General features: G+C 64.7%; 11 protein-coding genes. 4 read left to right on the top strand and 7 right to left on the bottom strand.

Going from position 1 to position 11,041, the window contains the following annotated elements:
* Position 1 precedes the first annotated feature (1 nt).
* Positions 2-1,294, top strand: a complete 1,293-nt coding sequence (locus K289_RS0117645; protein ID WP_027552754.1) for an FAD-binding oxidoreductase — start codon at positions 2-4, stop codon at positions 1,292-1,294.
* A 53-nt stretch (positions 1,295-1,347) separates the two neighbouring features.
* Here K289_RS0117645 and K289_RS44570 read toward each other — a convergent pair whose 3' ends face one another.
* The 4 genes from K289_RS44570 to K289_RS0117665 form a co-directional block, all read right to left on the bottom strand.
* A complete protein-coding gene (locus K289_RS44570; protein ID WP_051310624.1) occupies positions 1,348-1,575 on the bottom strand; it encodes a hypothetical protein in 228 nt (75 codons plus the stop codon).
* Between the two features lie 90 nt (positions 1,576-1,665).
* The gene (locus K289_RS0117655) at positions 1,666-3,255 is read right to left on the bottom strand and encodes a gamma-glutamyltransferase (protein WP_027552755.1); all 1,590 of its coding nucleotides are present in this window, start codon (positions 3,253-3,255) and stop codon (positions 1,666-1,668) included.
* Between the two features lie 250 nt (positions 3,256-3,505).
* On the bottom strand, positions 3,506-3,682 hold the full coding sequence (locus K289_RS51605) for a hypothetical protein (protein WP_198024725.1): 177 nt from the start codon (positions 3,680-3,682) through the stop codon (positions 3,506-3,508).
* A 9-nt stretch (positions 3,683-3,691) separates the two neighbouring features.
* On the bottom strand, positions 3,692-3,925 hold the full coding sequence (locus K289_RS0117665) for a hypothetical protein (RefSeq protein ID WP_027552757.1): 234 nt from the start codon (positions 3,923-3,925) through the stop codon (positions 3,692-3,694).
* Positions 3,926-4,179: 254 nt separating this feature from the next.
* On the opposite strand from K289_RS0117665, the gene K289_RS0117670 reads away from it, so the two are divergent.
* From K289_RS0117670 to K289_RS0117680, 3 genes are all read left to right on the top strand, one after another.
* Positions 4,180-6,207: a sorbosone dehydrogenase family protein gene (locus tag K289_RS0117670; protein ID WP_198024726.1), complete on the top strand. Its 2,028-nt coding sequence runs from the start codon at positions 4,180-4,182 to the stop codon at positions 6,205-6,207.
* Positions 6,164-7,105 (top strand): SMP-30/gluconolactonase/LRE family protein, encoded by a 942-nt coding sequence (locus K289_RS0117675; RefSeq protein WP_027552759.1) that lies wholly within the window; start codon positions 6,164-6,166, stop codon positions 7,103-7,105. Before K289_RS0117670 ends, K289_RS0117675 begins: the two co-directional genes overlap by 44 nt.
* A 526-nt stretch (positions 7,106-7,631) precedes the next feature.
* On the top strand, positions 7,632-8,657 hold the full coding sequence (locus tag K289_RS0117680; protein ID WP_027552760.1) for a histone deacetylase family protein: 1,026 nt from the start codon (positions 7,632-7,634) through the stop codon (positions 8,655-8,657).
* 186 nt (positions 8,658-8,843) lie between these two features.
* Here K289_RS0117680 and K289_RS0117685 read toward each other — a convergent pair whose 3' ends face one another.
* The 3 genes from K289_RS0117685 to K289_RS51610 all read right to left on the bottom strand — a co-directional run bounded on the left by K289_RS0117685 (position 8,844) and on the right by K289_RS51610 (position 10,921).
* The gene (locus K289_RS0117685) at positions 8,844-9,824 is read right to left on the bottom strand and encodes an LLM class flavin-dependent oxidoreductase (protein ID WP_027552761.1); all 981 of its coding nucleotides are present in this window, start codon (positions 9,822-9,824) and stop codon (positions 8,844-8,846) included.
* Complete coding sequence (locus K289_RS0117690; RefSeq protein WP_027552762.1) at positions 9,821-10,546, bottom strand: 4'-phosphopantetheinyl transferase superfamily protein; 726 nt, start codon at positions 10,544-10,546, stop codon at positions 9,821-9,823. Before K289_RS0117690 ends, K289_RS0117685 begins: the two co-directional genes overlap by 4 nt.
* A gap of 207 nt (positions 10,547-10,753) precedes the next feature.
* Positions 10,754-10,921, bottom strand: a complete 168-nt coding sequence (locus K289_RS51610; RefSeq protein WP_198024727.1) for a hypothetical protein — start codon at positions 10,919-10,921, stop codon at positions 10,754-10,756.
* Positions 10,922-11,041 lie beyond the last annotated feature (120 nt).

The raw sequence follows: 11,041 nt of genomic DNA on the forward strand, positions 1-11,041 counted from the left end.
CATGAATGCGCCTGCGCGCCTGCCACTACCGCCCTCACTCTATGCCGACACGGCCGTGGCGCCGACTGCAACGCCGCCGCTCGACATCGACAAGAATGTCTCCGTCGCCATCGTCGGCGGCGGCTTCACCGGCCTCTCGACCGCGCTGCATTTGGCGGAGCAGGGCGTAGAGGCCTTGGTGCTGGAGGCGCAGGAGCCCGGCTGGGGCGCCTCCGGCAATAATGGCGGCCAGACCAATCCCGGGCTGAAGCACGATCCCGATCAGATTGAGGCCGATTTCGGCCCCGAACTCGGCCGCCGCATGATCGAGTTCTCCTACGGAACGACGAACTTCACCCACGACCTGATCCGCCGCTACCAGATCCCCTGCGAGGCGCGGCAGAAGGGTACGCTGCGCGCGGCCTATAACGAGGTCAGCGCCGCCGCGATCGAGAGGACCGCGCAGCAATGCATCCGCCGCGGCATGCCGGTGTCGTTCCTCGATCGCGAGCAGTTGCGCGAGATGACTGGCACGGACCGCTACATCGGTGCCATGCTCGATGCCCGCGGCGGCGATCTGCATCCCCTCAGCTATGCCCGCGGCCTTGCGCGCGCCGCGATGTCCGCAGGCGCGAATGTCCATGGTGAGACGCCGGCCCTGTCGCTGCGCCGCGAGAGCAGCCGCTGGCGGATCGAGACGCCGCGTGCCGCGGTGCATGCCGAAAAGGTGCTGCTCGCCACTAACGGCTTTACCGACGATCTCTGGCCGGCGCTTCGCCGCACCATCGTGCCGGTATTCTCCTCGATCGCCGCCACGGCGCCGCTCTCGGACGAGGTCGCCCGCTCGATCATGCCGACGCGTTCCGTGCTCTACGAAAGCGGACACATCACGGTCTATTACCGCATCGACCAGCATGGCCGCCTCTTGATGGGTGGCCGCGGCCCGATGCGCTGGATCAATTCGCCGTCCGACGTCGCCTATCTCATCCGCTATGCCGAGCGGCTATGGCCGCAGCTCAAGGGCGTTTCCTGGACTCATGGCTGGAACAGCCGGCTCGCCATCACCAAGGATCATTATCCGCACGTGCATGAGCCCGCGGAAGACATCCTGATCTCGCTCGGCTGCAACGGCCGCGGCGTCGCGCTCTCGACCGCGATGGGCGCGCAGCTCGCGCGTCGCCTGATCGGCGGCGCCAAGGCCGAGATCGATATGCCGATCACCGGCATCAAGCCGATCCCGATGCACGCGCTCTGGCCGGTGGCCGTGACCAGCGCCGTGATCACCGGTCGCGTGCGGGACCGGCTCGGCATTTAAAGAAGGCGCCGCCCGGTCAGGGGCGGCGCCTCTTAAGAGTTGCAGATGGGGTGTCAGCAGCGGCCCTGCTTCCACAGGCCGGGCGGGCAGCCCCGGCCGTGCCAGCCGACCTTGCGCCCGTGATACCAGCCGGGCGGCGTGCCATGGTGATGTCCATGGAATCCACCATGGCCGTGTCCATGACCGTGGCCGTGGCCATGACCGCCTCTGGCGAATGCCGCGCCGGGCATCGTGAAGCCGGCCGCGATGATCAATGTTGCGGCGAGCGCAAGCTTCTTCATCCTAATTCTCTCCTTTGGGCACCCATCTGTCCGTTCGACGAGCGGACATCGATTGCGGTGTCGCGTGCAAATATGGAGGAGTCGTGACGATCAGCCTTCGGCCACCGCATCGGCCCAGGGCTGGAAGATCTCGACCGCGCCGGAATTGGTATCGCCCTCGCGCATTACCACGCTCGGGCAGGCGAATTTCATCGGCAGCGCCTGCACCTGCGTCTCCTCATAGTCGAAGCGCGCCGCGAGCGCCTTGCGCGCGTCCGCCTGCAGGCGGGCGTCGCCGATCACGACTGCGCCTTCGCTGGCATCGATGCGTGGCTGGTGGATCGCGGCGTCGAGATCCATGCCGAAGTCCATCGCGAAGGAGACGAGCTGCATCACCGCCGGCAGGATGCGGCGGCCGCCGGAGGCGCCGACCGCGAGGCGCTTGCTGTCCTGGGTCTCGGCGATGACGGGGGTGTAGTTGGTCAGGCAGCGCTTGCCCGGTGCAAGCGAGTTGGTCGTGCCCGGCGTCGGGTCGAACCACATGATGCCGTTGTTCATGGTGATGCCGGTGTGCGGCGTCACGTATTTCGAGCCGAAGGTGGAGAGCAGCGTCTGCGTCACCGCGGCCATGTTGCCGTGGCGGTCGACCACGGAGAAGTGCGTGGTGCAGGACGGCGCCAGATATTCCGCGCCGAGCGAGCGCTTGCCGTCGGCATCGCCCATGTCTCCGAGCCGCTCGCGATAGGCCGATTGCAAAGCGAGCGTATATTCGGCGTAGGTCGCCGCATCGGGTGTACCGCCCGGCTTCAGATTCTGCTGCAGCAGGCGCAGCGCATGCGCCATCGTCGGCCCGGCCGTCAGCTCCGGCGTCGCAAAGACCTTGCCGCCACGATAGGGGATCGCCAGCGGCTCGCGCAGATGAGCGCGGAATGCGGCGAGGTCCTCGGCCGACAGCGAGCCGCCGTCGGCCTTGATGTCGGATGCGATGCTTTTGGCGAGGTCGCCCTGGTAGAAGTCGCGCGCGCCGGCCTCGGCAAGATGCGACAGCGTGGCCTTCAACTTGTCCTGCGGCAGCCGCGTCTCGGCCTTGATACCCCACGGCGCATTCGGCGGCAGGCCGTCCTTCAAAAAGGCTTCCGCGCTGGCCGGATAGCGCCGCAGATCGGCGGCAGTGCTCGCGATCATCAGCGTCGTCCACCAGTCGACCAGCAGCCCTTCGTCGGCGAGCTTCGCGGCCGGCGCCAGCAGATCCTTCCACGGCAGCTTGGCGTGGCGGCGATGCGCCTCCTCCATGCCGGCGACGACGCCGGGCACTGCGATCGAGCCGGGGCCGTGAATGTTGCGATCGTCCTTCACCCGCGGCCAGGGGAACAGGTCGGAGGCCGCGCCCTGGCCGGTGAGCGGATAGTCGGCGACGCGCAGGCTCTGCGGCGCGCGCATGCCGTAGTCGATCACCTCATAGCGATTTTCCTTGGCGCGGAAGAGCACCATCGCGCCGCCGCCGCCCATGCCGCTCATCCAGGGTTCCAGTACGTTCAGCACGAAGGTGGTCGCGACGATCGCATCGACACAGTCGCCGCCCGCCGCCAGCACCTCTGCGCCCACTTCCGCCGCGCGGCGCGACTGCGCGGCGACGATGCCGCCCTTGGCCCTGACGGCGGGTTTGCGGATGTTTTGGGCGAGGCTGAACTGGTGAGGCATGATGTCGTCTTGTGTCCCAGGTGTCTTGCTTCGTTGCGTTGACGTCTTAGCTCCGCAATTGGCGAAGCAAAACGACAATGGCACATTGCCGATAGCGAGAACATCCATAGGCAGGAGCGACATGGCTGGTGTGAAACAGGCGAGATGCGCAAGGCAAAGCTCACCGGGCGGTGAAGACAAAGATGCCCGGGACGAGCCCGGGCATGACGAGTTTGGGGAAGTCAGTCAGGAAGCGTCGAAGCTGCAGCTCCTACAGCGCGCCGTCGCGACGGCGGGCCTGATGCTTGGCGTGCCATTTCGGGCCAGGCCCGCGCATGTAGTGAAGCTCGGGGCGGTAGGGATTGCCTGCGATTTTAATCAACCTTTGCCACTTGGTGGCAACGAAGTTCAGGGGCTGGCAGAGCAGGCTCAATGAAGCGAACAGCATGGCATCACCTCAATGCGGCTTGCCGAGCATCGATGTGAAGGGGAGATCGAAAATCTCCTCGCCGTCGTCGTCGCTGACGTGGATCACCCAGTCGCGCCAGTCCTCAGCGCCGGGCGTCAGGATCATCGACTGCATGATCTGGGTGGCGCGATCGCGCGCCTCGGTCAGGTTGGCGACGGCGGTGCCGCAGCGATCGATCAGCGTGCCGTCAGTATTGGAGCAGTGAAAATAGACCTGAACCATATACGCCTCCTGTAGAAAGCGATTTGGATGGCAAATCGATACCATCAGAAAAAGCCGAAAAACATTCGGGCCAAGCCCGGTAAGGGAATCTACGGATATTGGTCGCTATCTCGGCCTCGGTGGGTTTGATCACAGGGGGGTGATGATCAACTGGACGGCGCACGGGCGGCGTGGAAGGCTCGATTCGACGAAAGTCGGGGGAGGGTTGGGTGAACCACTTCACATTACGGTGCGGACGTCGAAGCCGGCGCTTGATGGCGGCTGCCTTCACAGTCCTGCTCGGCCTCGCCTCGGCAGCGTGGTCCGAGCCGGTCAGGAAGAGCGGCTATGCGATCGGCGCGGAAACGTGCGGCAGCGGCGATCTCGCCTTTCCCCGGATCCAGCTCGACATGAAGGGCGGGTTCTGCGCCGGCCTTGTCGCCAGCGAGGACGATCATCTGAAATTTCCGCGCTCGATCATCCAGGTGCCCGGCCACGACCTGTTCGTGGTCGCCGACATGGGCGGCTGGGGCCATACCGATGGACGGCTGCTGCTGCTCGATCCGCGCGCTCCGGCAGGCAAGCGGTTCAAGGAACTCCTGACGGCGATCGAATACCCGTTCGGCCTCGTAATCGGCCCGGACAAGAAGCTCTACGCCTCGTCCGCCGAGACGATCTTCAGGGTCGATCCGCTCGCGGACAATCCGCGCGGCACGGTCGAGACCATCATCCGTCATTTGCCGGGCCGCCGGATCACGCTGCCTGATGGCACGAAGCTCGACGAGAGCGCGCATCCGCTCAAGCAGTTTGTCTTCGACAAGAACGGGCGCCTGTTCGTCAATATCGGGTCGCACAGCGACGACTGTATCACGCCGGCGCCGATCAACCGGCCTTGCGCGGCCACCGAAGGGGCCGACGCCATGGCCGCGATCTGGCTGTTCACGCCGCCTGCGGGCGGCATTTTTCCGGCGTTGAAGCCGAACGATCCGAATCCGGCGCATCAGGTCTATGCGCGGGGTCTGCGCAACTCGATGGCGCTGGCGCTGCACCCGAGCTTCCCCGATACCGGCTATGCCTTTCTGCAGGGCGAGAACGGCCGCGACCTGCCCGATATCTTCAAGCCGAACGAGGAGATCAACGCGATCGAGCCGGGCAAGCACTATGGCTGGCCGTATTGCTACGATCTGTCGACGCCGAGCCCGGAATTCAAAGCCGTGCTGCAGTCCGGGCCCTACAAGGCGCTCTGCACCGGCAATGCGCTCTACAAGGCACCGCTCTCGCTGATGCCGCCGCACGGCGCGCCGCTGGCCATGCTCTATTATCACGGCGCAAAATTTCCGGAGCTGGAGGGCAAGCTGGTTGTCGGACTGCACGGCTATCGCCCGACCGGCAGCCGCGTCCTCATCTACGACGTCGATGATCATGGCTTCCCCAAGCCGAGTCCGGCGCCGGTGCGCTATCACGTCAGCTGCGCGGCCGAGGCGACGCGAAGCTTCCAGACCGACACCGGCGAGGTCGCTGCCGCGCCGTTCGAGCAGCTGATCGCGGGCTGGCATCGGGTCAACGGTACGCGGCCGCAAGGCGCGCCCGTCGGCATGACTGTCGCCGAGGACGGTGCGATCTGGTTGGTCGAGGACAAGAACCAGACAGTGATCCGGATTGACCGCGCCGCCGGCGAAGCGCCGCAGCCGCTGCCCTGCGATATGCGCAGTCAGGCCCAGATCGATCAGCTCGCGGCGTTCGTGGCGAGGGACGCGCAGAACCGCGACCGCCTCACCACGCTGCGCAAGGGTCTGGTCGAAAAGCACTGTGTCGGTTGCCATTCCGATTTCGGTCTGAAGGCAGGGCAATCGGACGCGGACAAGGACGGGGCCGTGCTGCGGTTCATGCTGTCGCAGGACGGCTGGATCTACCCGGGTGATCCCGACTCCGGCAAGCTGCGCACACGGCTGCGCGGCCTGGGCGCCGAGAAGCTGATGCCGCCGGGCGGCGAGAACCTCGCGAGGACGGAGCCGGGCTATGCGCGCCTGCTTGATACCGCGGACTTGCTGGTTGCGCGGATGGTTCCGGGAGCGCGGATGCGGATCAAGTCTGGCTCGCCGCAGCGCAAGTTCTTCAGCAAAACGAACCAGGAATGCGGCGAAATACCGGCCGCCAATGTCGTCGTCGTGACACAAAGGAGCGCTGTAGACAAACCCGGCTTCAGCCGGTTCTTCCGGCCGGCCGATCCCTATCTGAACGGCGAGTGTACCGACGACGATGGCTATTACATCCGGCAGGAATCTCTGGTGCCTGTGCAGTAGCATCCTTCTCGTCATCGCGGCGTCGTCGGCCAGCGCCGAAACGAAGCTGTTCGAAAGTGCGCAGGTGACGCCAGCCGGCGAATACACGTTTGGTATCGAAGGACCCGCCGCCGATCTCGACGGCAATCTCTTCGTCGTCAACTTCGGCAAGCCCGGCACCATCGGCAAACTGCCTGCGGGCGGCGCCGCCTCGGTGCCTTTCGTCGTGCTTCCCGACGGCAGCGTCGGCAATGCCATCCGCTTCGATCGCAACGGTACGATGTTCATTGCGGACTACAAGAAGCACAACGTTCTCGCGATTCCGAAAGGCAACACCGAGCCCGCCGTCTGGTTTCACTCCGACGAGATGAATCAGCCCAACGACATCACCATCGCCCGCGACGGCACCATTTATGCGAGCGATCCGAACTGGAAGGGGCGAGAGGGTCACATCTGGCGCATCGCGAAAGCGGCAGACGGCTCGGTGCAGGGACAGATCATGGTAGCGCCGCGCGCGATGGGCACGACCAACGGCATCGATCTCAGCCCGGATGGCAAGACGCTCTATGTCGGCGAATCCAACAGCGGCCAGGTCTGGTCGTACGCCGTCAGCGGCAACCAGCTTACCGATGCGAAGCTCGTGAAAGCATTCCAGCCTGACTCGATCGACGGCCTGCGCACCGACGTCACCGGCCGGCTCTATATCGCACGGATTCTCAAGGGTACGGTCGCGTTGATGAAGCCCAATGGCGCGGTCGAGCGCGAGATCGCGCTGAGAGGCAAGGAGCCGACCAATCTCGCCTTCGGGGGCAGCGACGGCAAGACCGTTTTCGTCACGCAGCGCCAGGGAGGCTTCATCGAGTCCTTCCGCACCGATCAGCAGGGCCGCGAACATTGCCTCCAGCGCGGGCGCTGCTGAGCCGGCGGGCTCGTTCAACCTCTCCCGCTTGCGGGCAGGGCTATCGCATATGGTCGTTACAGGCTGGAACGTGCTCGGCCTTCATGGTTCGAGACGCGCCGTGAGGCGGCGCTCCTCACCATGAGGGTCTAACATTTCGCCACAAATCAAGACCTCATCCTGAGGAGCCCGCGCAAAGCGGGCGTCTCGAAGGATGGGCCGCAAGGAGGCTGTCCGCCAAACTCTCATTCATATGCGATCGCCCTGCGCTTGCGGGGGAGGTCGGCGCGAAGCGCCGGGTGGGGGCTTCCTCCACATCGGGAGTCTCGATTGTGGCGACACCCCCACCCCGCCCTCCCCCGCAAGCGGGAGAGGGGGCGCACCTTCCTCATGGCAACAGTCGAGCCCAGTGTCATCATGCTCGGTGCACTGACAAATCCGCAGAACGGTGCGGCGAGGGTCGGCATTCTTCTTGCTTGCATGTTGTCGCCACAGGGATCAAGACATCTATGGCACCATCAAAGCGCATGCGACCCGGAGTGTTTGAGTGAAGGCCGTCCATACCGAGCTGCATCGCAGCCATGATCCGCAATTCTTCCTGGTCCGCGGCGTCGTCAAGCGCACCACTGAGCAGCCCGAGCGCGCCGACCGCCTGCTGAAGGGCCTGAATGACGGCAAGCATCAACTGGTCGAGCCGACAAAGTTCGGGCAGGGGCCGCGTGCGCGCATTCACAGCCCGGAGTACCTGTCGTTCCTGAGCGAAGCCTGGGACGCCTGGACCGCACTCGGCGATTCCGGTCCGGAGATGATCGGCAACATCCATCCGGTCCGCCAAGCCGCGACCTATCCCACCCACATCGTCGGCAAGCTCGGCTGGCACACCGCCGATACGGCAGCGCCGATCGGCCCCGGTACCTGGGCCGCGGCCTGCGCAGCGACCGACGTCGCGGTCACCGCGGCGCAGATGGTGATGGACGGCGAGGACGCGACCTACGCGCTCTGCCGTCCGCCCGGTCATCACGCCTATCGCGATATGGCCGGCGGCTTCTGCTTCCTCAACAACAGCGCGATCGCGGCCGCGCATCTGCGGCTCAAGCATGAGCGCGTCGTGATCCTCGATGTCGACGTCCACCACGGCAACGGCACGCAGGGAATTTTCTACGCGCGACCTGATGTCTACACGATATCGATCCATGCCGATCCGACCGACTATTATCCCTTCGTGTGGGGCTATGCGCATGAGCGCGGCGAAGGAGCGGGCCTCGGCACCAATCTCAACATCCCCTTGGCCATCGGCACCGGCGATGACGGCTATATCCAGGCGATGGATCTGGCGCGCAAGGCGATCGAGTCCTTCGCGCCCGGCGCGCTCGTCATCGCGCTCGGCCTCGACGCCTCCGAGCACGATCCGCTTCGCGGCCTCGCCGTCACCACGCCCGGCTTCTGCCGCATCGGCCAGGCCATCGCGCGGATGGGCTTGCCGACTGTGTTCGTGCAGGAGGGCGGCTATCTCTCCGACATCCTCGGCGCCAATTTGACCTCGGTGCTGGCGGGATTTGAGGAGGCACGATGAGGCCGTTCTTCGCCTCTCCCCGCTTGCGCCGATCCTTCGCCTCTCCCCGCCTGCGGGGAGAGGCCGGAATTTGCGAGAGCAAATTCCGGGTGAGGGGGAGTCTCCCCGAATCTAACTGTCACCGTCCCCGCAGAGAGTCCCCCTCACCCCAACCCTCTCCCCGCAAGCGGGGAGAGGGAGAAGACTCTAAAACATCCCGCTCGCCGCGAGCGCCTTGCGGACGTGCTGCATCTCGGTCTCGTCGGCGACCATGTCGAGCATGATCGTGGTCAGGCCCTGCGCCGCGAAATCCTTCAGCCGCGCGCCGATCTCGGCATGGCTGCCGACGAGATAGGGGCAGTCGGCCTGGAAAGTCAGGAACGGCAACAGCCAGTAGCCGTTCTCCTGGAGCTCGCCGCTCTGGCCCTCATAGAGACGACGCTTCCACGTGGAGTCGGTGTTCTCCATCGTGAGCGAGAGCAGCTCGCGATCATCGGGATTATCACGGAAGCGGGCCTTCGCCGCCTGCCGCGCCGTGTCGCGGGTCTCACGGGCGAAGATGCCGAAATTCATTCCGGGTGCGTTGAGGCCGCGATCGAGATCAGGCGGCAGCATCTGCATCTTGATGCAGCCGGTGTCCCTTGCCACGCGCTGCGCCGCCTCCGACTGGCCGGCGATCAAGAATTCCGGCATCAGCTCAGTTGGCAGGCGCGGACGAAGCTGCAAATTGCTCGCGCGATAGAACCGACCGTCGAAATTGACCGGGCGCGAGCTTTCCAGGAGCTGGCGCATCAACGCGACGAATTCGCCGAGCCTGTCGTAGCGGTCGGCATGCGATTGCTCGTCGCCGAGCGCCTGCAGGTCGCTGACCGCCGTCCCCGTGATCATGTTGAGATAGACCTTGCGGCCATACAGCTGCGCGAAGGACGAGACGAATTTTGCCGCCGTGAACGGATGCATGTAGACCGGATTGACGGCGATCAGCGGCGAGCTTCGCGACGTCTGCCCCATGATGTGCTGGGCCATCGCCCAGGGCTCGACGAACACGTCGTTGCCTTCGAACAGCAGGATGCCCGCAAAGCCATTACGGTCGGCGAATTGCGCCACCCGCATCAATTCGCCGACATATTTCTTGGGATCGCGATTGCGCGAGATGGCCGGAAAGACGCGAAGTCGCTGGCCGGTCATTCGGCCGCGTCCTGGAGCGGCCAGGCGTGACGGCTGATCGGAAGACCGCCGGCCGTCCGGGAGCCGTCGGCGATCGCCAGGCGGTGCGAGGGCGAGGGCGAGCTGAGCGAAAAGCGCCAGCCATCGGGATCGTCGGCGATATCGGGCTTGAAGCTGATCTCGATCGCCTTCTGCGACACCTGCATCGCAAATCCGTCGAGCGGCAGGTTGAGCCCGAAACCCCTGGCCTTCAGATAGGCTTCCTTCAGCGTCCAATAGTCGAAGAAGCGCTGGGTGGCGTCGGGCTCCGGCAATCCGCGCAGCGTCTCGACCTCTTCGGGGGCGAAGAATCGCAGCGCCGTCGACAGCGGCGCGACACGCCGTGACACGGTCTCGACGTCGATGCCGACGGCCTCGTGTCTCGAGACCACGCAGGCGACGCAGCCGTCGGCATGGGACAGGCTGAAATGCAGGGCGGTCGCGGGCGATGCGACAAAGGGCCGCCCGTAGCGGCCGGTATCGAAGGACCAATCCGAAGGCGCAACATTGGGCGCAACGTGCGACAACGCCAGGCGCAACATCGCGTGCGCGAAGATGTATTGCCGTCGATGCCGCTCGAACATGAAGCGATCGGCCCGCGCGCGTTCGTTGGCCGACAGAAATTGCCGGTACGCATCGACCGCCCCCGGCGTATCGATGGTCTCGATCAGTCCGACAAACAGGTCAATTGTGTCGTCTGCCATCAATCAATTGGGCCCTTGGCGTCAGGCGGAGGCTCAAATCTCCGGCTGGGACGCAAGAATCAACTGAGCGGACCGCTTCTAACGGTCCACCCAGGCAAATTCTTGACGATTCCGCTGGCCGGTTTACGGGCGCAAGCTTGTGCGAGACCCCAGCTCGCAGGCGAGCGGCCCTTATCCGAAGGTCGTAGGCGTCCGTGCCGACGGGTCCTACCGCTTCTTCTTGGCCTTCTTCTTGCCGCCCAGCATCGAAAGGCTGGCGTCGACGTCCTTCAGCGCGGCTTGAAGCTTCTTCTTCTCGTCCGTCAGCAGTTTTTGCAGCGACTTGCGATCCTTGTCGCTCAGCGAGGTGCCCTTGGTAAATTTGATGAAACCCATAACGCACTCCCCCGGTTTGAAAATAGATAGTCCAAAGTCCAAATCAAAACGCGGGAATAATGTTGCGCGACAGCGCCAAATAATCAAGATGCAACTTGGGCATTCACAGCTTTGGCGGGT

Source organism: Bradyrhizobium sp. Cp5.3 (assembly GCF_000426265.1).
In the GTDB taxonomy this organism is placed as follows: Bacteria; Pseudomonadota; Alphaproteobacteria; order Rhizobiales; family Xanthobacteraceae; genus Bradyrhizobium; species Bradyrhizobium neotropicale.

Bases quoted from the DNA above. Each gene is read 5' to 3' on its own strand.
- K289_RS0117670 (WP_198024726.1), top strand. From the start codon at position 4,180: ATGGCGGCTGCCTTCACAGTCCTGCTCGGCCTCGCCTCGGCAGCGTGG.
- K289_RS44570 (WP_051310624.1), bottom strand. From the start codon at position 1,575: ATGAAGAAGCTTGCGCTCGCCGCAACATTGATCATCGCGGCCGGCTTC.
- K289_RS0117675 (WP_027552759.1), top strand. From the start codon at position 6,164: ATGGCTATTACATCCGGCAGGAATCTCTGGTGCCTGTGCAGTAGCATC.
- K289_RS51605 (WP_198024725.1), bottom strand. From the start codon at position 3,682: ATGCTGTTCGCTTCATTGAGCCTGCTCTGCCAGCCCCTGAACTTCGTT.
- K289_RS51610 (WP_198024727.1), bottom strand. From the start codon at position 10,921: ATGGGTTTCATCAAATTTACCAAGGGCACCTCGCTGAGCGACAAGGAT.
- K289_RS0117655 (WP_027552755.1), bottom strand. From the start codon at position 3,255: ATGCCTCACCAGTTCAGCCTCGCCCAAAACATCCGCAAACCCGCCGTC.
- K289_RS0117665 (WP_027552757.1), bottom strand. From the start codon at position 3,925: ATGGTTCAGGTCTATTTTCACTGCTCCAATACTGACGGCACGCTGATC.
- K289_RS0117645 (WP_027552754.1), top strand. From the start codon at position 2: ATGAATGCGCCTGCGCGCCTGCCACTACCGCCCTCACTCTATGCCGAC.
- K289_RS0117685 (WP_027552761.1), bottom strand. From the start codon at position 9,824: ATGACCGGCCAGCGACTTCGCGTCTTTCCGGCCATCTCGCGCAATCGC.
- K289_RS0117690 (WP_027552762.1), bottom strand. From the start codon at position 10,546: ATGGCAGACGACACAATTGACCTGTTTGTCGGACTGATCGAGACCATC.